This window comes from Pseudomonas sp. Pseusp3 (genome assembly GCF_047304225.1).
GTDB lineage: Bacteria > Pseudomonadota > Gammaproteobacteria > Pseudomonadales > Pseudomonadaceae > Aquipseudomonas > Aquipseudomonas fluorescens_CD.
Genome location: NZ_JBGLYV010000019.1, coordinates 51,436 through 72,426 on the forward strand (window position 1 = coordinate 51,436; position 20,991 = coordinate 72,426).

Sequence of the window (20,991 nt, forward strand, 5' to 3'; positions counted from 1 at the left end):
ATCACTGTGTTGTCTGTGTGGCCGACGAGTAAAGTTGGCCACACTCTTTCTTGCACTCGCAAGCGCTAACTTGAGATACGTTTCCATGTTTTCGAAGACTCCTATCGCGGGAGCGCTTGCGCTTATTGTTTGCGCAGGCGCGCTCGCCAATGAAACCAGACCAGCGGATAAGTCTGTTAGTTTGCTTCAGCAGGCTGAAGGCTTGCCTGCGGATTTTCATGAATTCTTTTTTGATGTCCCAGTCGCGGTTCGAATCGAAGTCGACCAACAGTTTCTGGGCGAAGCCATGATCCTGTTAAGTCGTGATGAGCGCGTGACATTGATCAACTTCACCGATACTCGGAACAGTGACCTGACCTCCAGTGAGCGAGACGAGTGGTCCGCTTTCCTGACTCCGGGTGTTGCGCTGGGCGCATGTAAAAGCGGATGCCCCCGGCAGTTGCTGTCGGTTCACTACAGCCTTGAAGATTCCATGGTGTCGCTGGTGACGGCTAACGCCGAGCGCGACCCGCAAACCCGATTGTTTCACGATCAACCCGAGGGCGGCAGCCTTGGTCTGATTGTGCGCAATCAGCTGAATGTCAGCGGCGGTCAGCAGCAGAACATGGCCGGTCGATATGGCCTGGAGGCAAGTGCGAGCCTGGGCAACTGGACTAACACGTTCAATGCTCAACTTTCGCGCATGTCCGGGGTAGATACCGGCATCAAGCATGCTGTTTATGAGTTGCATATGCAGCGCGAACTGGAGGGTACTTTCATCCGTGCCGGGTACTTTACGCCCAGTGCCCAAGGTCTGACGCGACCAGCACGCACAATGGGGCTTGGTCCCGATACGGTAATGGGAATGATGTACGGCAGTTCGGATAGCCTGGCGGTCGACAACGTCAAACCCAGTCTCTATCCCATAACGGTGACCGCCAATCGACAAGCGATGGTGGAAATCTATCGCAACGGCGTGTTGATCAACAGTCAGCAGGTGGCGAGCGGCCTTCAGACCCTCGACACGCGACCGTTGCCGGGCGGAATTTACGAAGTGGAAGTACGCCTGGTCGAGGACGGTCAAGTGATTACTACCACTCCGGAGCTTGTTTATAAGCCCACCAATTGGCGCAACCCGGAAAATCGCTGGCGCTACAACCTGTTTGCCGGTCGCGAATCCAAATTACTGAGTAATTGGCAGGAGCGCGATGACGGCGACATGACGGCGGGGGCTGCCTTTAATTTCCTTCTGCATCCGCGAATTGTCCTGGGGCTTTCCGCTCGTCAGGTCAAGGAGCAGATGCAGTTGGGCACCTCCGCCGAATGGACGGTGGGCGAGAAAACGTCCCTTTACAGCAGCCTCTCCCAGACCAAGGGCGAAGGCACGGGGGTCGAGGTGCAAGGTGTGCATCACTACGACGGCGGCAGTGTGGTGTTGCGTCACCAGCGTAGCTGGCTGGATACCCGCAACAGTTACGAAGTGCTGCCAGACGGGACACACATCCGTCAACGCAACACGTACAACGGTCAAACCAGCAATACGTCGCTGTCTTTGAATCAGCGTTTGAACAGCAAGAGCTCGGTCAGCGCGCAAGTCTCTCAAAGCCAGGGGTATTCCGAAGGCTTGGGCCTCGACCTGAGTTGGAGCCGCAACGCCCAGTTGTTCGGCAATAACGCTGACTGGCGCGTGTCGTTGTTTGATCGACCAGGCACGGTTGGCACTGCTGACCAGCGCAATCGCGGGATCGATATCAGCCTGCGCCTGGCGCTGGGGGCGGACGGTCATCAAGTGTCCGGAAGCGTCGGTTCGCGCACATCGCGTGACGGTGGGCGGGATGCCAATGCGTCCGTGACCTATCGCCGCGACCTCAAGGATCACGTTCTGCAAAGTGTTTCTGCAACCGTCAGCAAGGATGTGTACGGGACAGGTCAGGCGGGCACGGCGGATTTCAAGACTGACCAGGTCAACGGCTCGATGCATGCGCAACGTTCTTCCTTCAACGGTCAGATCAGTGGAGGCCTGAATCTGGACAGCACCCTGGCCGTCAGTGGCAAAAACGTGGTCTTGAGCAGCCAGGCGACTAACGGGGAGGCGGGAATGATCATTGATGTCGAGAGCGACGTGGATGATATCCAGCTGCGGGCCGACGATTTTTCCGGCACCCATGCCTCGTTGCGGCCAGGACGAAACTTCATTCCTGTTTCAGCGTACAAGAACGGCACGGTCAATTTTGATTTCAACGGGACTGATGTCCCTGCGGCGGCAATCCAGCCTGCGCGTACGACCTATCACTTGAACAAGGGTGGGGTGGATTATCGCCAGGTGCGTATCCTGAAGACCGTGACGGTGATGGGGCGCCTGCTGGATGCGGGTGGAAAGCCTTTGAAAGGCCATCACGTTATCAACCACGCCAGTCGTGGCGTCAGCGAAGTCGATGGGTTCTTCTCCATGGAACTTAGCGAGAACTCTCCTACACTCGAAGTGCGGCACGACAGTCAGTTGTTATGCCAGTTCAGGCTCGATCCGGCCTCCCAGCGTCGAGAGAATGATGTGCTGATGGTAGGGGATCTGCGGTGTCATCCCGACACCTTGGCCGAAGCTGCTTATAAGTCTGAGAAAGCCAGTTGACAGGCACTTATCGAACAGCAGTCAGAACATGGCGTACACAGGACAGTCAAATGAACAAGTTAATGAGCCGCCTGGTGTTGGTATCGGCACTCGGCGGGTTTTATGCAGGTTTATCCAATGCCGCTGTATTGGAGGTCCAGGCCGAAATAAGGCCGGATCCGAGTAATCCGGGAAGCGCGCAGATTATCAATAACACTCCAGTTACCGGATACTGTACGGAGTTTCCTGCTGAATGTAACAGCAGAAAGATTCGAAGCGACAGCTTTAACATCAGTTTCCAGTCGTCAGGGAGCATTCCCGTTGATCAAGCGATCCCGTTTGGTTTTCCGGCGAGATGGCGCACATTTACTGTTTCTCATTCGAGTATTCCTGGCGAAACGGCAGAGATTCAAATTCGCATTGCCGGAGTGGGAACCCGTTATCGCTTGAGTAAAAAAGCGCAAGAAATAACGGGCATGCCGATAGGTTTTCCGGTGTTTGATTATCATGCTTTTCTCTGGTCTCCCTCATGGGCTGAAGCAATTGCTCCTTGCCTGGGAGTGAACGGTACCTCCCAAGGTGCGGATGCCAATGGAACGGATTTTACCGCCTTCTGGTTGACACCTGAGCACGTTACCTCCTGCCCAAGGAGGCCAAAATTTGAAGTCCCAGGCATTTCCTTGCAAAGACTTGACGTGCACTACGAGTTGCGGGCTGTTCGACCGGAAAAATTAATGACTGGTAACTATCAGGGGTCGTATACCTATTCCATGGGTAGCGACTTCGATATGGGCAATCTGAATGCCAATGACCCTTCAATGACATTCAATTTGAACCTGGCGGTAAAACAAGACGTGAAAGTCGAAATGTCCGCCGACCGGGTCTACCTGACACCCAAGGGCGGCTGGATGGAGTGGATCACCCACGGGCGAAAACCCGAGAAGTTATTGGGAGACCTGCGGTTTTTCATTCTGAGTTCCGCGCCGTTCAAAATGGATCTCAGTTGCGAGCGTCTGGGAATTGATACTTGTTTGATCTCTAACGGTTCACATCAAGTACCGGTCGACATCAGTGTCAGCCTGCCAAGTCCCTGGGTGGATGATACGGGCCGGCCAATAGAGCGGCGTCCGCTGATATTGGGTGGCGAGGGCTTGAAAAATATAAAGGCTACAGGCTCGCCCAATCAATCGCCCAGCCTGTTGCACTTTGAAGTGCCGCAAGATTCAGTGAAGGATATGCAATCCGGCAGCCGTTATCGTGGAACCGTCTATGTGACTTTCGATTCGGATATCTAATAGCAGTAGCAAAGCCTGAGGCTTACTCAGGCTGATTTTACAGTGCGAGGCTTTTCTCATGAAATATATTTATATGTCGCTGTGCACACTTTTATTCAGTATGTGCGCTCAAGCCGGACCCAGTCTGCAAATTGGTACGTTCTATGATTTTATGGGCGCTAATCAGAGTAGCTTTTTAAAGCGAATTCATAATGGCGGAACGTCGACGGCATTTGTCAAAATCGAGATCAAGGAGATTTTTTACGAAAAAAATGCCGACTCCCGTGAAGAGCCCTTGAAGATTGTCGAAGGCAGTACCCGTGATGGTCTGGTTGCCAGCCCGGCCCGACTAATCGTGCCAGCCAAGGGTACCCAGGGAACACGTCTGCTCTATACCGGTGATCGTAGTAAAGAGCGGTATTTTCGGGTTCGATTTTTACCCGTCGTCCCCGAAAAAGAAGACAAGTTTGCCGTCTCGGACACTGAGCGTGAAATTTATGAAAAAGACATGTCTGCCGGTTTCAACGTAATGGCCGGTTATGGCATGGTGTTTTTCGTTCGTCCGGCCAATACCCGTTTTGATACCAAAATAGACAACACTGCTGATCGCTACCAGTTGAAAAACAATGGCAATAGCGTCGTCGTAATCGACTCCTTCAAGGACTGTGCGGCCAAGAATGAAGATGATTGCAAGCCGACCAAAAAAGTACACTTGATTCCAGGTAATGATTTCGCGTTCGAAAAACAAGCGGGTCGAGTCTATCGCTACAACCTGATCGAAGACGAAAAGAATACACCTGTGGTAGTGAGGAGGTAGTTAGCGCTCATGAGTCATGTTTCCCAAACCAGACGTGCAGGCAAGTGGGACATGGATTAGCGGTGGGATAGTTCGTTTTGCGTGGCCACTGTCATTTTGACTGTGGCCACGCTTGCTTTCGGGGTCTGATTACCAGTTCATGTGGCCGCTCAACCTGTGCGGATCAAGCAGCGTCATTTCGGTCCGAGAATCTTCACCAGCTTGTCCGGCGACGGCGCACCTTGCTGCTGTTGCAGATTACCCTTGTCGTCCATGTAGAAAATCGCCGGTGTCGCCTGCAGCTCCAGATCTTCCATCAACTGCATGTTGGCCGCGAGTTTTGCCTGAATCACTGGTGGCACTTCCTTCAGGGCCTTGAGCGAGCTGCCCTTGCCAGCGGCTTCGTGGTCCTGCAGGGCTTTTTCCGGGTCTTTGGCCGCGAGCAGTGCGGCGGATTTCCCCGGGCTGTCTTCGCGGATGATGCCCACCATGATGTGGCGCAACTGCACCTTGCCGGCCTTGACCCACGGCCGCGCCTGTTCCCAGAACATGTTGCAGTACGGGCAGTTCGGGTCACTGAACAGGTACACCACGCGCGGCGCATCCTTCTTGCCGTCACCGATCCAGTTGCTTGTTTCGAACTTGGCCCAGACTTCCTTGGCCATCGGTGCGTACACCAGTTTCTGCAATGGCGCGCTGCTCAGGTCATTGCCCTCGGCGTCATACAAATTGCCCAGCAACACGTGTTTGCCATCCGGGGTCAGGTACAGCGCCATGCCGCGGCTCTGGTATTGCGCGGCATAACCGCGCAAGCCGTCGGGGGCGTCGAACTGACCGACGATTTTCGCGCCCTTGGCCTCGATTTTCTTGATCGCATCGGGCAACTCTTCAGCCTGCACCGATGGCAGGTGCAGCAGGGCGGCGCCGAGGCTCAGGGTCAGCAGGTGGCGGAGGCGGGGCATGGCAATTTCCTTGAAGAGGTGGCGGGTACAGTGTCGAAGTTTTCCAGTGCGCGGGCCAGGCTGGCGTCCGACAACTCGCCCAGATGGCTGCCCAGCAGGCGACCTTCGGGGCTGTAGAACAGCGTAGTCGGCAATGCCATGGAACCGACGGCCTGGCTCAGACGTCCACCGCCGTCGAACAGCACGTTGGACAGGCTCAGGCCCTGGGTTTCGAGGAAGGTCGCGACGCTTTGCATGCTTTCCGCCTGATTGACGAACAGGAACGTCAGGTCCGGCCGGTGTTGCTGGGCGTTTTCCAGCACCGGCATTTCCCGGCGGCACGGCGGGCACCAGGTGGCCCAGAGGTTGATCACCAACGGGCCGCCCTTGTAGTCGGTCAATTGCACGGTTTCGCCGGCGGCATTGCGCAGGGCGATTTCCGGCAGGCGTGTGCCTTGTTCATAAATCGACAGGGAGAACGTCGCCAACAACCAGAACGCCAGGCCACTGGCCACGCCAAAGCCCAATGGTCGGCGCAAACCCGGGCGACGCCAGCCGCGATAAAGTGTGGCGAGCAAAACGACAATCACCCCCGGCCAGGCGAGGAAACCGCCATCGCGCAGGTCGATGATCTGCCACGGATCGTTGTGATAGTGCGCCCAATAGGCCGCCACGAAACCGATTCGCGCCGCCAGCATGCCCATTAGAAACAGGCTGAATAGCACCGACTCGGGGTTGTCGCCGCCACGCTTGGCCACCCGCCAGCCGACAAACGTGGCCAGCGCCAGCGCACTGATCAGTAGCAGATGATTAAGCGCGATGGCAAAGGTGCCGAGGGTGAAGGTCAGCATTAATGGGCGTCTCGGGTGTTGGTCCAGCGTTGCAGGAAGGTATCGGCATCGACCTCGCCGGTGATGCGCTGGCTGCGCCGCTCTTCACCGTCAGCGCCAATCCACAGCAGGCTCGGTGGCCCTGGCACTTTGTAACGGCCGAGCAGTTCGCGGCTGGCGGCATTGTCGGCGGTCACATCCAGTCGGAGCAAGCGCACGTCGTTCAGGGCTTGCAGGACATTGGCTTTGCCGAACACCTGCTTTTCCATGACCTTGCACGACACGCACCAGTCGGCGTAGTAGTCCAGCAGCACCCACTGGCCTTGAGCCTGTGCGGCGTCGAGTTCCCGTTGCAGTGCCTGTGGATCCTTGATGGTGGTGAAGGCATCGTGGCCAACAGACACGGCAGCCACCGCCTGGTTCGAGGCACGGAAGACCTGCAACGGCTTGAACGGATCGTCACTGCCACCGGCCGCCCCGATCACCAGCAGGCTGCCCCACAATCCGAGCAGCAACGAACTGGCGCCAAACAGGTGCGCGATACGGCCGAAACCTTCCGACTGTTTCCAGGCGCTGTAGGCCGCTATCAACAGCAGCGCACCGCACAAGCCAACCCACAGCGATTCGTCCAGCACCGGGCGCAGCATCAGCAACGCGGTGGCGAGGAACAGGAAGCCGAAGATGCCTTTGACCAGGTTCATCCAGGCACCGGGTTTGGGCATGAAGCGATTTCCGACGGTCACCAGCAACAGCAGCGGCACGCCGATACCGATGCCCATGGCGAACAGAATCAATCCGCCATGCAGCGCGTTACCGCTTTGCGCGATGTAGAGCAGGGCGCCGGCCAGCGGTGCGGTCATGCACGGGCCGACCAGCAGGCCGGACAGGGCGCCCAGCACTCCGGCGCCGATCAGACTGCCGCCGCGTTGATTGCGCGAGACGTTTTCCAGGCGATCGCGCACGGCCACCGGCAGTTGCAGTTCGAAGTAGCCGAACATCGGCAGCGCCAGCAGCACGAAAATCGCCGCGAAACTGCCCAGCAGCCAGGGGTTCTGCAACCAGGCTTGCAGGTTCGCCCCGAGGGAGGCAGCCAGGACACCCATCGCCGCATACACCAGCGCCATGCTGACCACGTAGCTGCTGGCCAGGGCGAATCCGCGTTTGGGCGTGGCGCCGCTGCCGACGATCAACCCGGCCAGAATCGGCAACATCGGTAACGAACATGGCGTGAAGGCCAGCAACAGGCCAAGGCCGAAGAACACCAGAAGGCTCCAGCCCAGCGCCCGTTGTTGCAGGTCGCTGGCCAATGCCTGGTCCGGTGCTTCGTTTGCCGCAACGGTGACCGCTTTGCCACCCAGATCGACGACCTGCGTCTGCGGCGGATAACACAATCCGGCATCGGCACAACCCTGGTAACTGACCTTGACCGTACCGCTGGCACCGGCCGGGATCTTCAGTTCAAGACCCTGGCGATAGATCTGCTGTTCACCGAAAAACTCGTCGCTGTGGGCTTCACCTTCCGGTAGCGCGGGATGCTGCGCGACAGGCAAACCGTCGAATTTCAAACGTTTCTGGTACAGGTAATAGCCGTCGGTGATCTGCCAAAAGAGCTGGGTTTCACCGGACTCCAGGCGTTCAGAGGTAAACGCGAACGCTTTATCGACCGGGAGAAACTCGGGTTTGCTATCGAATGGATTGGTTCCCGCCTGGGCCAGGCCAGCGATCATGAGGGTAAAAAGTAAAAACAGACGATGCATGGATAAGCCTTTGCCCTGTGCTATTGAGGTGCACAGTGGCGGGTGGCGATTAACCGATGATTAACCGTCCCGGCCTTGTAGCGGTGGCGCCTGCGGCATAATGTCGGCTTAATCGGTCAACGGCTTAATCAGCTTTATTTCTACGAGGCTCCCCATGCACGTACTGGTTTGCGAAGACGATGAGCTGATTGCCAGCGGCATTGTCGCCGGCCTGACCGCCCAGGGCCTGACCGTGGAACACGTCGCCACGGCGTCCGCCGCCCGGGCGATGCTCAAGGTCGCGGAGTTCGACGTCATGGTGCTCGACCTTGGCCTGCCGGACGAAGATGGCCTCAAGCTGCTGCAACAGTTGCGTCATCAAGGCCTGGAGTTGCCGGTGTTGATCCTCACCGCGCGTGATTCGGTCACCGACCGCGTCGATGGCCTGCAAGCCGGTGCCGATGATTACCTGCTCAAACCGTTCGACCTGCGTGAACTGGCGGCACGCTTGCACACGCTGTTGCGGCGGGTGGCAGGCCGCAGCGTCAACCTGATCGAGCATGGTGCCCTGACCTACGACCCGAGCAGCCGCGAAACCACGCTCGCGGGGCGGCCGGTGGACTTGTCACGCCGCGAGCAGTCGCTGCTGCAAGCCTTGTTGCACAACCGTGGCCGCGTGCTGTCCACCGAGCAACTCAAGGACAGCGTCTACGGTTTCAACGACGAGCTGGAAAGCAACGCCCTCAACGTCCATATCCATCACCTGCGGCGTAAACTCGGCAACGGCATTGTCGAGACCGTGCGCGGCCTGGGTTATCGCCTGGGGCCGGCTGATGGCGGAGAAGAATCGAAGTGATGAGTCTGCGTTTGCGCCTGAGCCTGACGCTCGGCGCCGCATTTGCGTTGATCTGGGCCCTGGCCGCGGCCTGGATGCTCAGCGATTTGCGCAATCAGATGATGTTTTCCCTCGACCAGCGCCTGGTGGCGTCGGCACGCATGGTCGCCGGCCTGATGGAGCAACTGCCGCCCGTGCCGAGCAAGGGCGAGGGCACCCACTTCAGCGCCGAACAACTGAACATTCCGGGTGGCATGGCGTGCCAGGTCAGCTCGCTGCGCGGTGAAATCCTGGCCCGCAGTCACACCGATCCGCAGCAGGCCCTGGAGGCCGAAAAACTCGGTTTTCACGATCAGATGATCGACGGTGCGCCGTGGCGCAGTTTCACGTTGGCCCGGGGCGATCTGCGCATCACCACCGCCGACCGGCAGATCGAGCGTGAAGCCTTGAACATGTCGATCCTGCTGGCCGCTTCGGTACCGGTCGGCGTGGCTTTGCTCGGGTGCCTGTGCCTGCTATGGCTGGGCATCGGCCAGGGGTTGGCGCCGCTCAACCGCATGCGCGATGCCTTGATGCGCCGCAGCGCCGACTCCCTCGAGCCCTTGCAGATCCAGCCATTGCCCAGTGAGCTGCAACCCTTGCTGGAAACCCAGAACCAGTTGCTCCAGCGCATCGGCAAGACCATCGAGCGCGAACGTCGCCTGACCGGGGACGCGGCCCACGAACTGCGCAGCCCGCTGACGGCGATCAAGACCCACCTGCAAGTGGCGCGGATGACCGACGGCAACGCTCGGGATCAGTCCCTGGCCCGGGCCGAAGAGGGCGCAGACCGCATGCACCGGACCCTCGAACAATTGCTGTTGCTGGCGCGAGTCGAGGGCAGCCTGTCGTTCGATGACGGTGTGCAATGCAATGCCGAACAAGTGGCGAAACTGGCGATCCAGGACGCGGCGAGCGGCGATCGTCAACGCATCAGGTTTCAGCTGCCGAGCAAAGTCTCCGCTGCACCTGTGCAGATGCCAGCGGTGCTGTCGATTGCCGCACTGCGCAACTTGCTCGACAACGCGCTGCGTCATACCCCGGCCGACAAAGCGGTGGAATTAAGCCTGGAAACCACCGGCAATCGTGTGCAGTTCGTGGTGCGCGACCATGGGCCGGGGATTGCCGAAGAGGATTTGCAACACCTGACCCAGCGCTTCTGGCGCAACGGCCAGAGCACAGGCTGTGGTCTGGGCCTGGCGATTGTCCAGGCCATCGTTCAGCGTTGCGGCTGCACGTTGCATTTCGATAGCCGGCCGGACGGCTTGCGGGTTGAGCTGACAATGCCGCTGCAACCGGTCTGAAAAACACCACATACCACTGTAGAAGCGAGCTCGCTCGCGATGGTCGATAACGATAACGCGTGCTTTCTGAATGCACGCGGTGTTCTTGAGTCCATCGCGAGCAGAGCTCGCTCCTACAGAGGTTTGCGTGTTACCGCCTAAATCCCTCAAGCGCTGATGCGTTTCCAGAACAGGAAAACCTTATTGAGGGGTCGAGAGATGTCAGTCGCTACCAGCCTTATCGAAGATCAGCCGGCGACGTCCGCCGAGACGCTTTATCAATTCAACGAATCACCGCTGCTGGCTCGTCAGAGCCGGCAGGAATCCAATGCCCGCAGCTATCCGCGACGCATTCCCCTGGCGCTCAAGCGCGCCAAGGGCATATATGTCGAAGACGTCGAAGGCCGCACGTTCATCGACTGCCTGGCCGGTGCCGGGACCCTGGCCCTGGGGCACAACCACCCGGTGGTGATCGAAGCCATTCAACAAGTGCTGGCCGATGAACTGCCGTTGCACACACTGGACTTGACCACACCGGTCAAGGACCGGTTCGTCCAGGATCTGTTCAGCCTGCTGCCGCCAGCCCTGGCCGCTGAAGCGAAGATCCAGTTCTGTGGCCCCACGGGCACCGACGCCGTGGAAGCCGCACTGAAATTGGTGCGTACCGCCACCGGTCGTAGCACCGTGATCTCGTTCCAGGGTGGTTATCACGGCATGAGTCAGGGCGCGTTGAGCCTGATGGGCAGCCTGGGGCCGAAAAAGCCCCTGGGCGCCTTGCTCGGCAGCGGCGTGCAGTTCATGCCGTACCCTTACGATTACCGCTGCCCGTTCGGGCTCGGCGGTGCGGCAGGGGTCAAAGCCAACCTGAGTTACCTGGAAAACCTGCTCAACGATCCCGAGGCCGGCGTGCAATTGCCGGCGGCGGTGATCGTGGAGGTGGTGCAGGGCGAGGGCGGGGTGATCCCGGCGGATCTGGACTGGTTGCGTGGTGTGCGGCGGATCACCGAGCAGGCGGGTGTCGCGCTGATCGTCGATGAAATCCAGAGTGGATTCGCCCGCACCGGCAAGATGTTCGCCTTCGAGCATGCCGGGATCATTCCCGATGTCGTGGTGATGTCCAAGGCTATCGGCGGCAGCCTGCCGCTGGCGGTGGTGGTCTACCGCGACTGGCTCGACACCTGGCTGCCGGGTGCCCATGCGGGCACGTTCCGTGGCAACCAGATGGCCATGGCTGCCGGTTGCGCGGTGATGCGTTATCTGGTCGAAAACAAAGTCTGCGAGCATGCCGCCGCGATGGGCGAGCGCCTGGCCGAGCATCTGCGCATCCTGCAACAGGACTTCCCACAACTGGGTGATATTCGTGGGCGTGGCTTGATGCTCGGCGTCGAACTGGTCGACCCGACGGGAGCGCTGGATGCCCAGGGTCATCCGCCGGCCTTCGCCCGCCTGGCACCGCTGGTGCAACGCGAATGCCTCAAGCGTGGCTTGATCCTGGAACTCGGTGGCCGCCATGGTGCAGTGGTGCGCTTCCTGCCGCCACTGGTGATCAGCGCTGCGCAAATCGATCGCGTGGCCGAGATTTTCGGCAGGGCTCTGGCCGCCGCCAGTCTTTAAATTTTCCGCCCTGCGGAACGTTCCTTCTACATGACGGCTGTGCACACAGCGCAGCCCGCCCGAAAACGATGGAGAGACACCATGACGTCAGTATTCGACCGCGAGGACATCCTCTTTCAGGTCGTGGTCAACCACGAAGAGCAATACTCGATCTGGCCCGACTACAAAGCCGTGCCACCAGGCTGGCGCACCGTGGGTAAAAGCGGGCCGAAAAAGGAGTGCCTGGCCTACATCGAAGAAACCTGGACCGACATGCGCCCATTGAGCCTGCGGCAGAAGATGGACGAGCAGGCGGCTGTGGCGCACTGAGCCGTGACGTAAAAACAAGCCCGCTGGACTGGTGACAGTCAGCGGGCTTTTTCATGCCTGGAGTTTGTGCACAGGAAATGTGTGTGCGACGCAGAACCTGTAGGAGCTGGCTTGCCAGCGATGGACGTTAACGATGACGAGTACTTGATGGATGAACGCGGTGCCTATGAGCCCATCGCTGGCAAGCCAGCTCCTACAGGATTACGCGCCGTTCAACCCCCTGATGACCAGATCCACATTCCCCTCCAGCTCCGCCACCGGATCCTCGGCATCGGTACTCAACACCACCAATCGGCTACCCGACCCGGCAATCACCGCTTTCAGCGCATCCGACGGCTGCCGGTGATGCAGCACCACGGCCACGTCATTGTCCTTGAGCGTTGTGTCCAATTGCTTGAGCGCCTCAGGTGTCCACTCGGCATCGGGGCGTGCGTCCTGGCCGATCAATTCCAGGTTGAGACTGCCGGTCAGGTAGCCGAAGTGATCGCTGAGGCTCATCACACTGAGGTTGTCTGCATTGGCCAGGCGCGCTTCGCTGTCGGCGCTGAGCTTGAGCAAACGCTGCTTGAGGGCTGCCAGGTTGGCGTCGATTTTCGGCTTGGCCTCGGGGGCCAGGCGCACCAGGTCCGCGGCCATCACATCGGCCATGCGCCCCATGTTATTGCTGGAGAACCACGGCTGACTGTTCAGCCCGTCGACCTTGTTGCCAGGCTGCAAGGCAATGCCGGGCAGGGCGCCATCCACCGGGCGGGCGGCATCGACCTCTACGATACGGATATTGCTGCGCCGGGAGATCGGGTACAGCGGGTCATCCGGCCACAGCGAGCGCAGGCCGATCACCGCGTCGGCATCGTTCGCCAGTTTGGCCAGCGCCGGGGCGCCACGCCCGGTGAAGTAGGCGGTCTGGCGACTGCCGGGCAGGTTGGCCGGCGCGGCGCGTTCGAGGCTGACGTCGGTGCCTTTGAGCAGTACTTCACCGAGACCATAAGTAATCGGCAAGGCGGCCAGCACACGCAGCGGTTTACCGCTGTCGGCGGCGAAGGTCGTGGCGGCCAACCCGCACAGGGCAACGGCGAGGGTCAGTTGGCGCAGTGAAAAAATCATTTATCCAAGGTTCCCTTTCAGGCTGGGGACGACGCCGCGCGCAAGGGCGGCCAGAGCGAAGGCAATACCGGCCACGAGGATGATCGCGGCGCCGGACGGGATTGGCAGGTCGAAGACTATCGGCGCGAGAATCCCGCACAGCGTGCTGACGGTGGCGATCAGCACCGAACACCAGAAAAAATCCTTCAGCGATTGGCTGAGCAAGCGTGCCGCTGCCGCCGGAATCACCAGCAGGGCACCGACCAGAATCGCACCGATGACCTTCACGGCGGCGACGGTGATCAACGTCACCAGAATCACGAACAGATAATCCAGGACCTTCACCGCCACCCCGCGCACCGCTGCCAGTTGCGGATTGAAGCTGGCGAGCATGATGCGGTTGTACAAAGGCAACGCCAGGGCCATTACCAGCGAACCCACGATGGCCAGTACCAGCAGGTCGTTGCCGTTGACCGTCAGCACCGAGCCGAACAGCACGTTTTCCAGAATGTGTACGTTGATCTTGCCCGCCAGAATCAACAGCAGGCTCGCACCCAGGGCCAGCGACACCGAGAGAAACACGCCGATCAAGGTGTCCGGCGCCAGGCCGGTGCGGTTGCGCAGGTAGTTGAGCAGGATGCCGAACAGCAGGCAGTAGCCGAACAGGCTGCCGTAAGGCCCGGTGTAGGGTTCGCCAAGCAGGATGCCAATGGCCACGCCGGTCAACGCGGCATGGCCGACGGCTTCGGAGAAAAACGCGAAGCGCTTGACCACCACCAGTGTGCCCAGACCTCCCAGCACCGGGCCGATCAGCAGTCCGGCGAGCAATGCGTTGACCACGAACCCATAGGCCAACGCCTCGGGCAGATAACCCGACGACGCCCAGCCCTGGACCATCAGGCGAAAAGCTTCGTAACTCATCAGGCAAGGCTCCGGGGATGGGTCGAGAACAGCGTCAACAAACGCTCCGGTGTCAGCGCCTGTTGCGGCGTGGCGTCGAACAGCACCCGGCGATTGAGCCCGGTGACGTGATCGGCCAGGCGTCCGACCGCTTCCAGATCGTGCTCGATCCACAGCACGGTGATACCCGCCGCACGCCAGTCACCGAGCAATCGTTCGAACACCTGAATGCCGGCCTCATCGAGGGCGGACATCGGTTCGTCGAGCACTAGCAATTGCGGAGGCGGGATAAGACCCTGGGCTAGCAACACCCGTTGCCGTTCGCCCCCGGACAGCGCGCCCATGCGGCGCTTGCGCTTGTCCTGCATGCCGACCCGTTCAAGAGCCTCGCCAATCGCCGCCGCGTAGTGTTTGCTCAAACCGAGAAACGCCGGACGGCGCTGGCACATGGCGGCCATGAAGTCGTCGACGGTCATCGGCAAGCCCCGGTCGAACTCCAGCGCCTGCGGCACGTAGCCGATGGTGCCGGGTTCGCCCGGCCACTGCAGGCTCAAGCGGCCCTGGTGGGGCATTTGCCCGAGCAGGGTCTTGATCAGCGAGCTCTTGCCGCCGCCGTTGGGACCGACCAGTGCGTGCACGCTGCCGGGCCGGACTTGAAATGTCACGTTGTCGAGGATCGTCGTGCGCCCGAGCGTCAGGCTGACTTCGGCAAAATCCAGGGTCGGCCCGGGAACCTGTGGGAGCGGGCTTGCTCGCGAAAGCGGTGCGTCATTTGACGATAATGTTGACTGACTGGACGCCTTCGCGAGCAAGCCCGCTCCCACAGGGTATTCGGCGCTTGCGGTGATGAACGTTTCTTTCGATGTCATGCGCCCGACTCCTGAATCGCCCGCACCACGGTATCGAGGTTGCCGGTCATTTCTTTTTCGTACTTGTCGGCGGCGTATTCGCCGTAGGAAATGTGCGACAGCGGATACAACTTCACGCCGGATTCGCGCTGGATGGTGTCGACGTAAGTGGAGGGAAAGTCCATCTCCGAGAAGATCACCTTCACATCCAGCTCACGCAGTTGATCGATGGTTTTTTTCAACTGGCTCGGGCTCGGTTCGATGCCATGGGCCGGTTCGACCACGGCTGTCACTTCCAGGCCGAATTCACGCAGCAGGTAGTCGTAGGCCGCATGCACCGTGGCCACCCGCAGTTCGGCGTTCGGTGCCTGGGTCAGTTTGGCCAGGGCGTCGGCGCGCATCTTGCGCAGGCGCTTGCCGTAGGCGCGGGCGTTTTCGGTATAGGTCCCGGCATTCGCCGGGTCGAGCTTGCCCAGCTCCCGGGCGATGTTGTTGACCTGCGCAATCGAGGCGCTGATCGACAGGAAGGTGTGCGGGTTCACCACTTTGCCGGCACCGCGTGCGGCAATGCCGGTGGCAGCCAGCAGCGGCACGTTTTCGTTGGCTTCGATCACCGGGACGTTCGGGGTTTCGCTGGCGGCGATCATGCGGTCGGCGAAATCATCATGGCCGACGCCGTTGAGCACGATCACGTCCAGCCCGCTGATGCGCTTGATGTCTTCGGCGCGGGGTTCGTAGGCATGCGGGTTGAAACCGGCCGGAATCAGCGGCACAACGTCAGCCTTGTCGCCGACGATGTTCGCTACATAACTGTAATAAGGGTGCAGGGTGATGCCGATGCGCAGGCGCTTGGCCTCATCGGCGCTGGCCAGTGATGGCAGCAGGCAAGCCAGCAGGCCCGCCAGCAGCAGTCGCAGGAAAGAGCGTTGAGTTGAAATAGGCATGGGAAAGCAGTCTTCTCTCGGGTGAGGGCGAGTGATCAGTGCCGGTGCTGGCGGGTCACACCGGCATCGAATTGCGCGATGACCTGCTGCCAGCCGGCGCTTTCGAGCGCGGCGTCGCTGAGGTCGGCCGGAGCCGTGAGCGTGTCGGCACGGTTGAGCCAGATGTCCGGTGCGGCATCGGTGGCGGTCAAGCGCATCAGGAATGAACCAGCGACCGTCGGCGTCTGGCTCTGGCCGAAGTAGGCCTTGGCGTTGAGCAATTGCCAGGCATGGCCACCACGGCTGGTAGAACTGGCATCCTGGGCAAACGGGGCAAAACCTTCCTCGGCGAGAGCCTCCGGAGTCGGCAGCGTTTGCTGCTCCTGGCGCAGCAGATGGATCTCGTCCAGCGTCACCCGCAAATCGGCGTAGATGCCTTGCTCGGAAGCGCTGAGGTCACGGCGCGCATCCAGTTGATGGCTGCTGACGCTGTGCACCTCATGGGATTCACCACGCCAGATCACGACCGAACCGGCCACCGCCAAAATAATCAGGCACAACAGCAGTACGTAGAGGGTTTCGTGACCGGCCCCGGCCGGGCGCACGACTTGGATCGCTGGAGTGCTCATGGCGCCTCGATGTCCGCTTGGTCAATTTCCACGACGTGGCCGGGGCCGGCATCGAACAGCACATAGAACTCGGCGCCAGGCTTCTTGAAGGTCAGGGTCGAGTCGGCACCAAGCTTGCCCGGCACCAGAATGGTTTCGTCGTAGCCGATCACATCGAGGGTCACGCCCGGCGCGCCGCTGCCGTCGGAAAAACCGCCGGTGCACTTGATCTGTTCGGCGTCGATGGCCTTGCATTCGCACATCGGGTTGTGGGCCAGGGCGCTGGCGCTGAAGCCGGCGCAGAGCACCAGCAACATGGCTTTGAGTGGGCGAAGAGGGGGGATCATGGTTTGCCTCCTTGTTTGTTCAGCCAGGCGATGGTGGCGGGGGAGGCCTGGCTCAAAGGAATGGATGCCTGATGCATGGCGCCGTCCCAGCCTTCCATGGTGATCCACAGTTCGGCGTCGGCCGTGGTCTTCTCCGGGACGGGCAATGACGCGCCCATGCGGTACGGCGCGCCGAAGAAAATCACCCCGGCCGCGCGCAGGCTGCGGGGCTTGCCGATGCGCAGGTACGTGGCCTTGACCTGCCCGATACAGGCATCGCACAGCGCTGCGTTGAAGCCCTTCATGTAGCCAGCCGGGCCATCGGGCATGGGCGCGGCGTTGCGCAATTCCGCCAGGCGCAGGCTCCATGGACCGACCTGGACTTCACCGACTTCCCGTTCGCCAAGACCACTGTCGCCACGCATCAGCGCCTCGTCGGCGAAGTACTTGGGCATGAAACCGAGTGGAATCAGCAGCAACAGGACGTTCAGGTGAAAGCGCCATTTGTTCCAGAGCACGCTCAGGCGCGAGGGTTGTGCGATCGCAGTGACTTTGCTCACAGGCTGACCTCCGACGCTTCGTTGCGGGTGGCCGGTTGCGCCGTGGTGCCGCGCTGTTTCTTGTTGCCGCGCTTGAAGGCATTGGCCGTGGCCAGTGCCGTGCGCTTGGTCCAGATCAGCAAACCGCTGAGCACCATCATGCTCAGCAGCAGGCCGAAGAACGCCCAGATCAGCTTGATCCACAGGCCGCCGAAGTCGCCGGTGTGCAGCGGGCGCATGGACTCGGTGACGAACTCCAGGGTCGAACGGTCCGAAATCAGGCGCGAGGCAGCGATTTCGCCGTTGTACGGGTTGAGGGTGGCGGTCTGGAACATCAGCGGATACCAACCGCGTCCGCCGACATCCAGATGGCTGTAGGCATTGCCCGGCAGGCTGACGAAACTGGCCTCCAGCCCGGAGATTTCCTGCGTGGCGATTTCAATCGCGCGATCAAGGTCGATGCGCGGCGCAGGCGAGCCATCGGGCGACAGCGGCACCGCTTCGCGGGACATCGCCGGGATGATCTTTTCGGTGGAAATGGAAATCTGGTTATCGGACAGCAATGCCTGGATCAGGAACCAGGTGCCGGTGATGGAAATCACCGCGATGAACCAGATCGACCAGATGCCGCTCAAGCGGTGAAAGTCGCCCCAGAAAATTCGCGCGCCGTGGCGAATCCGCAGGGTCGGGCGGAAAAAGCCTTTCCAGAAGCGTTTGTAGACCACCAGCCCGGTGATCAGCGACGCCAGCAATGGCAAGCCGAGAAACGATACCAGGTACCAGCCCCAGCTATAGCCATTGGTGAACGGCACCAGCCACCAGGCGTGCAGGGCTCGGGTAAAGGCACGGAAGTTGAATTCCGGCGCGACACCCTGGATCACGCCGCTGTACGGATTGACATAAATCACCACCGAGCGCCCGTCGGGGTAGCTGACTTCGACATCCAGGGCGAAGTGCGACTCGTCAGGGCGGCTGATGCTCTGCACCACGGTCTGCGGTTCAGCCCGATTGATGGCTTCGATGACCTGCTGATAGCTGAGCAGTGGTGCATCGTCCGAGGGCTGGCTGGCGCGCATTTGCGGGTTGGCCAGCCAGACGATTTCCTGGCTGATCACCGCCAGGGTGCCGGTCACACAGACGATCAGCACGAAAAACCAGATCGGCAGCGCCAGCCAGCTATGGACCAGGAACCAGATTTTTGAACGGGACTTCTTTGACATGTTGGAGGTCTTGCCTGGATGAGAGGCTGCTCGGCTGCGGGCTTCGCAGGGATGAGCGCCCTGAAGGTCCAGTCGTGGCTTTTGCCTACGCGAGAGGACTGCATCTATGTAGGACGGATGAGCAGGGGAAATCCCGAAAGGGGAAATGAAAGAAAATGTTTCGCGAAAGGCCGAGAGGCCGGGCAACCTGCGCAGGATTTACATTCACTGGAGATCAAACGGTGGGAGCGGGCTTGCTCGCGAAGGCGGTGTGTCAGTCAACATATCTATTGGATGTGCCGGCCTCATAGCGGGCAAGCCCGCTCCCACAGGGGCCTTGAGTGGCCACAGATCCAGCGTAGGAGTGGGAGCGAACCTGCTCGCGATGAGGGCCGAGAGGCTAAGGATGGTTTCAACCCTGACTGAACATTTCCTTCGCCCGTTGCTCGATCTGTTGCTGGGTCAAGTCTTCCTTGCGCGTGGCCAGGAACCACAGGTGCCCGTAGGGATCCTTCAACGTGCCGGTGCGGTCGCCGTAGAATTGATCCTTGACCTCCGATACCACGGTTGCGCCGGCATCGATGGCCTGTTTGTAGGACTTGTCGACATCTGTCACGTACAGATGCAGACCCACGGACGGTGATTTGTCCGGATTGCTCAGCGGCCCTTGATCGCACGGTGTGCCCAGCATGATCGGGCAATCGCCGATACGCAGTTCGGCGTGACCGACACCGCCATCGGGCATGTTCAGGCGCATGACTTCAATGGCGCCGAAGGCTTTTTTGTAGAAGGCGATGGCGTCGGCGGCCTTGCTGATGCCCAGATAGGGGGTGATGCTGTGATACCCCTCTGGAATGGGTTTGACGCTCATGATGGATCTCCCTGTTCTTGTAGTGTGAATGGAAAGTGCCTGTGCCGTTGTGCGGCCGAATAAATATAGGCCAGCCTCTTTCCCCTCACCGAGCGCCCGACGAGCAGCAACGCCATATAAGTGCCATCAGGCAGGCTCCGGCCAGTGCGCTCCCGGCCCGCGTTCTCCCGGCACATCGCCTGCGTTGCAGTCCGGTGGACCAGTGCTGATCAGGGCAATGATCGCCATTTCCTGATAGCCACTATTGAAAGCGTTGATTTCTGCTGCCCGGGAGGCGCGGGTAGCCTGTGTTCATTGCCTCGAACCCAGTCGCCAGGACGCCAAAATGAAACCGATGATCGCCACTTTGCTGATGCTCGCCGTCTCCGTACTCGCCGGATGTGCCAGCCATGTTTCCCCGGAGCTTCGCCCTTACACGGCTGAAGAAAGCAGGGAACTGGCGCTGGAAGCGTTGAACCGCCGCGGGTTGTCCTTCGACGAGTACCACGCGAAAAAAGCCGAACTGCTCGGCCAGCCGAAAAAATCGTTCGGCTTCGACAACCAGGGTGAAATGAACGCCGGGCGATCTGTACAGCTTCACGGTCGTCCAAGCTGAGGCGAAACTGTACTGGTCCAAGTTTCGCGTAACTGTCCATGGGTTTCGCCCAAGGTGTGCGATAGGGTCAACACCTGACCGACCCTGACGGACTACCACCCATGACGCTCTCACTCGACCTGCTGCTGGGCTTCGCCCTGTTCGCTCTCGTCACCTCGATCACACCCGGCCCGAACAACACCATGTTGCTGGCATCCGGGGTGAACTTCGGTTTCAACCGCACGATTCCGCACATGCTGGGCATCACTTGTGGCTTCTTTGTACTGGTGGTGGCAGTCGGGTTTGGCCTGGGTGCGGTGTTCCAGACTTACCCTTTGCTCTACACCGTGCTGCGCTATGTGGGGGCGGCATATTTGCTGTACCTGGCGTGGAAAATCGCCCATTCCGGGCCGATCTCGGAGAGTCAGCAGAGCGAGGCGAAACCGATCAGTTATCTGGGCGCCGCCGCGTTCCAGTGGGTCAATCCCAAGGCCTGGATCATGGCCATTGGCGCCATCAGCACCTACACGCCGATGCAGGGTTACTTCACCAATGTGATCGTGATTGCGGCGGTTTTTGCCATCATCAACCTGCCGAGCGTCGGTGTCTGGGCCGCTTGCGGCACGCTGTTGCGCAACGTTCTGAAGGATCGCCGCTGGCTGCGCCTGTTCAATTGGGGCATGGCCGCGCTGCTTGTTGGTTCGCTGTATCCGCTGATGCTCGAAAGCTTTAGCTGACGCATTGCTTCAACCGGTTGCCCGATGCCTGTTAAGCTGACTTTTCAGGAGCGTTCCTACGCACTATTAAATGAAGTAGTCCTTCTTTAACGGCATCCGATCAGGTATTGGTAACGTTCTGAAAACAGCGCGCAGCTCA

Annotated in this window: 21 protein-coding genes; 9 read left to right on the plus strand and 12 right to left on the minus strand. The window is 60.0% G+C overall.

The genetic code is table 11. The annotated features are described in order from the left end of the window. The first annotated feature begins 85 nt into the window (after positions 1 to 85). The 3 genes from ACCD00_RS09065 to ACCD00_RS09075 are packed head-to-tail and all read left to right on the plus strand — an operon-like array spanning position 86 to position 4,678. Positions 86 to 2,608 (plus strand): TcfC E-set like domain-containing protein, encoded by a 2,523-nt coding sequence (locus ACCD00_RS09065; RefSeq protein ID WP_413423754.1) that lies wholly within the window; start codon positions 86 to 88, stop codon positions 2,606 to 2,608. A 50-nt stretch (positions 2,609 to 2,658) separates the two neighbouring features. Continuing rightward, on the plus strand, positions 2,659 to 3,882 hold the full coding sequence (locus ACCD00_RS09070) for a hypothetical protein (protein ID WP_413423756.1): 1,224 nt from the start codon (positions 2,659 to 2,661) through the stop codon (positions 3,880 to 3,882). A gap of 58 nt (positions 3,883 to 3,940) precedes the next feature. Next, complete coding sequence (locus ACCD00_RS09075; RefSeq protein WP_413423758.1) at positions 3,941 to 4,678, plus strand: molecular chaperone; 738 nt, start codon at positions 3,941 to 3,943, stop codon at positions 4,676 to 4,678. Between the two features lie 173 nt (positions 4,679 to 4,851). Here the strand turns inward: ACCD00_RS09075 and dsbG are convergent, their stop codons facing one another. Genes dsbG through dsbD form a run of 3 tightly spaced genes read right to left on the minus strand, consistent with a single transcriptional unit; the run spans position 4,852 to position 8,185 of the window. Further along, positions 4,852 to 5,619, minus strand: coding sequence for a thiol:disulfide interchange protein DsbG (gene dsbG, locus ACCD00_RS09080; protein ID WP_413423760.1), 768 nt, complete (start codon positions 5,617 to 5,619; stop codon positions 4,852 to 4,854). Beyond that, entirely contained in the window at positions 5,595 to 6,449 is an 855-nt protein-coding gene (locus ACCD00_RS09085; protein WP_413423762.1) for a prolipoprotein diacylglyceryl transferase family protein, read from the minus strand. The genes dsbG and ACCD00_RS09085 overlap by 25 nt, the downstream gene beginning before the upstream one ends. Next, positions 6,449 to 8,185 (minus strand): protein-disulfide reductase DsbD, encoded by a 1,737-nt coding sequence (gene dsbD / locus ACCD00_RS09090; protein ID WP_413423764.1) that lies wholly within the window; start codon positions 8,183 to 8,185, stop codon positions 6,449 to 6,451. Before dsbD ends, ACCD00_RS09085 begins: the two co-directional genes overlap by 1 nt. Positions 8,186 to 8,339: 154 nt before the next feature. On the opposite strand from dsbD, the gene ACCD00_RS09095 reads away from it, so the two are divergent. The 4 genes from ACCD00_RS09095 (at position 8,340) to ACCD00_RS09110 (ending at position 12,244) form a co-directional block, all read left to right on the plus strand. Next, complete coding sequence (locus ACCD00_RS09095) at positions 8,340 to 9,020, plus strand: response regulator (RefSeq protein ID WP_413423766.1); 681 nt, start codon at positions 8,340 to 8,342, stop codon at positions 9,018 to 9,020. Further along, on the plus strand, positions 9,017 to 10,342 hold the full coding sequence (locus ACCD00_RS09100; protein WP_413423768.1) for an ATP-binding protein: 1,326 nt from the start codon (positions 9,017 to 9,019) through the stop codon (positions 10,340 to 10,342). The genes ACCD00_RS09095 and ACCD00_RS09100 overlap by 4 nt, the downstream gene beginning before the upstream one ends. A gap of 198 nt (positions 10,343 to 10,540) precedes the next feature. Next, positions 10,541 to 11,935: an aspartate aminotransferase family protein gene (locus ACCD00_RS09105; protein ID WP_413423770.1), complete on the plus strand. Its 1,395-nt coding sequence runs from the start codon at positions 10,541 to 10,543 to the stop codon at positions 11,933 to 11,935. Between the two features lie 81 nt (positions 11,936 to 12,016). Continuing rightward, a complete protein-coding gene (locus tag ACCD00_RS09110) occupies positions 12,017 to 12,244 on the plus strand; it encodes an MbtH family protein (RefSeq protein WP_413423772.1) in 228 nt (75 codons plus the stop codon). Positions 12,245 to 12,445: 201 nt separating this feature from the next. Here the strand turns inward: ACCD00_RS09110 and ACCD00_RS09115 are convergent, their stop codons facing one another. The 9 genes from ACCD00_RS09115 to ACCD00_RS09155 form a co-directional block, all read right to left on the minus strand. Continuing rightward, entirely contained in the window at positions 12,446 to 13,348 is a 903-nt protein-coding gene (locus tag ACCD00_RS09115; protein ID WP_413423774.1) for a metal ABC transporter substrate-binding protein, read from the minus strand. Then, positions 13,349 to 14,248: a metal ABC transporter permease gene (locus ACCD00_RS09120; protein WP_413423776.1), complete on the minus strand. Its 900-nt coding sequence runs from the start codon at positions 14,246 to 14,248 to the stop codon at positions 13,349 to 13,351. Next, on the minus strand, positions 14,248 to 15,096 hold the full coding sequence (locus ACCD00_RS09125) for a metal ABC transporter ATP-binding protein (RefSeq protein ID WP_413423778.1): 849 nt from the start codon (positions 15,094 to 15,096) through the stop codon (positions 14,248 to 14,250). Before ACCD00_RS09125 ends, ACCD00_RS09120 begins: the two co-directional genes overlap by 1 nt. Then, entirely contained in the window at positions 15,093 to 16,019 is a 927-nt protein-coding gene (locus tag ACCD00_RS09130; RefSeq protein ID WP_413423780.1) for a metal ABC transporter substrate-binding protein, read from the minus strand. The genes ACCD00_RS09125 and ACCD00_RS09130 overlap by 4 nt, the downstream gene beginning before the upstream one ends. Before the next feature lie 35 nt (positions 16,020 to 16,054). Then, positions 16,055 to 16,627, minus strand: coding sequence for a DUF6162 family protein (locus ACCD00_RS09135; protein ID WP_413423782.1), 573 nt, complete (start codon positions 16,625 to 16,627; stop codon positions 16,055 to 16,057). Next, entirely contained in the window at positions 16,624 to 16,953 is a 330-nt protein-coding gene (locus ACCD00_RS09140; protein ID WP_413423784.1) for a hypothetical protein, read from the minus strand. The genes ACCD00_RS09135 and ACCD00_RS09140 overlap by 4 nt, the downstream gene beginning before the upstream one ends. Then, on the minus strand, positions 16,950 to 17,492 hold the full coding sequence (locus ACCD00_RS09145; protein WP_413423786.1) for a thiamine pyrophosphate-binding protein: 543 nt from the start codon (positions 17,490 to 17,492) through the stop codon (positions 16,950 to 16,952). The genes ACCD00_RS09140 and ACCD00_RS09145 overlap by 4 nt, the downstream gene beginning before the upstream one ends. Further along, entirely contained in the window at positions 17,489 to 18,691 is a 1,203-nt protein-coding gene (locus ACCD00_RS09150) for a PepSY-associated TM helix domain-containing protein (RefSeq protein WP_413423788.1), read from the minus strand. The genes ACCD00_RS09145 and ACCD00_RS09150 overlap by 4 nt, the downstream gene beginning before the upstream one ends. Before the next feature lie 391 nt (positions 18,692 to 19,082). Beyond that, positions 19,083 to 19,541, minus strand: a complete 459-nt coding sequence (locus ACCD00_RS09155) for a VOC family protein (RefSeq protein WP_413423790.1) — start codon at positions 19,539 to 19,541, stop codon at positions 19,083 to 19,085. A gap of 325 nt (positions 19,542 to 19,866) precedes the next feature. Between ACCD00_RS09155 and ACCD00_RS09160 the strand changes: the two genes are divergently transcribed. After that, the gene (locus tag ACCD00_RS09160; RefSeq protein ID WP_085715261.1) at positions 19,867 to 20,136 is read left to right on the plus strand and encodes a hypothetical protein; all 270 of its coding nucleotides are present in this window, start codon (positions 19,867 to 19,869) and stop codon (positions 20,134 to 20,136) included. Between the two features lie 101 nt (positions 20,137 to 20,237). Beyond that, entirely contained in the window at positions 20,238 to 20,852 is a 615-nt protein-coding gene (locus ACCD00_RS09165; RefSeq protein WP_413423792.1) for a LysE family translocator, read from the plus strand. The last annotated feature ends 139 nt before the right edge of the window (positions 20,853 to 20,991 follow it).

Excerpts from the sequence above, each read along its gene's own strand:
- ACCD00_RS09065 (WP_413423754.1), top strand. The coding sequence starts at position 86 with ATGTTTTCGAAGACTCCTATCGCGGGAGCGCTTGCGCTTATTGTTTGC.
- ACCD00_RS09070 (WP_413423756.1), top strand. The coding sequence starts at position 2,659 with ATGAACAAGTTAATGAGCCGCCTGGTGTTGGTATCGGCACTCGGCGGG.
- ACCD00_RS09075 (WP_413423758.1), top strand. The coding sequence starts at position 3,941 with ATGAAATATATTTATATGTCGCTGTGCACACTTTTATTCAGTATGTGC.
- dsbG (WP_413423760.1), bottom strand. The coding sequence starts at position 5,619 with ATGCCCCGCCTCCGCCACCTGCTGACCCTGAGCCTCGGCGCCGCCCTG.
- ACCD00_RS09085 (WP_413423762.1), bottom strand. The coding sequence starts at position 6,449 with ATGCTGACCTTCACCCTCGGCACCTTTGCCATCGCGCTTAATCATCTG.
- dsbD (WP_413423764.1), bottom strand. The coding sequence starts at position 8,185 with ATGCATCGTCTGTTTTTACTTTTTACCCTCATGATCGCTGGCCTGGCC.
- ACCD00_RS09095 (WP_413423766.1), top strand. The coding sequence starts at position 8,340 with ATGCACGTACTGGTTTGCGAAGACGATGAGCTGATTGCCAGCGGCATT.
- ACCD00_RS09105 (WP_413423770.1), top strand. The coding sequence starts at position 10,541 with ATGTCAGTCGCTACCAGCCTTATCGAAGATCAGCCGGCGACGTCCGCC.
- ACCD00_RS09110 (WP_413423772.1), top strand. The coding sequence starts at position 12,017 with ATGACGTCAGTATTCGACCGCGAGGACATCCTCTTTCAGGTCGTGGTC.
- ACCD00_RS09115 (WP_413423774.1), bottom strand. The coding sequence starts at position 13,348 with ATGATTTTTTCACTGCGCCAACTGACCCTCGCCGTTGCCCTGTGCGGG.
- ACCD00_RS09120 (WP_413423776.1), bottom strand. The coding sequence starts at position 14,248 with ATGAGTTACGAAGCTTTTCGCCTGATGGTCCAGGGCTGGGCGTCGTCG.
- ACCD00_RS09125 (WP_413423778.1), bottom strand. The coding sequence starts at position 15,096 with ATGACATCGAAAGAAACGTTCATCACCGCAAGCGCCGAATACCCTGTG.
- ACCD00_RS09130 (WP_413423780.1), bottom strand. The coding sequence starts at position 16,019 with ATGCCTATTTCAACTCAACGCTCTTTCCTGCGACTGCTGCTGGCGGGC.
- ACCD00_RS09135 (WP_413423782.1), bottom strand. The coding sequence starts at position 16,627 with ATGAGCACTCCAGCGATCCAAGTCGTGCGCCCGGCCGGGGCCGGTCAC.
- ACCD00_RS09140 (WP_413423784.1), bottom strand. The coding sequence starts at position 16,953 with ATGATCCCCCCTCTTCGCCCACTCAAAGCCATGTTGCTGGTGCTCTGC.
- ACCD00_RS09150 (WP_413423788.1), bottom strand. The coding sequence starts at position 18,691 with ATGTCAAAGAAGTCCCGTTCAAAAATCTGGTTCCTGGTCCATAGCTGG.
- ACCD00_RS09155 (WP_413423790.1), bottom strand. The coding sequence starts at position 19,541 with ATGAGCGTCAAACCCATTCCAGAGGGGTATCACAGCATCACCCCCTAT.
- ACCD00_RS09160 (WP_085715261.1), top strand. The coding sequence starts at position 19,867 with ATGAAACCGATGATCGCCACTTTGCTGATGCTCGCCGTCTCCGTACTC.
- ACCD00_RS09165 (WP_413423792.1), top strand. The coding sequence starts at position 20,238 with ATGACGCTCTCACTCGACCTGCTGCTGGGCTTCGCCCTGTTCGCTCTC.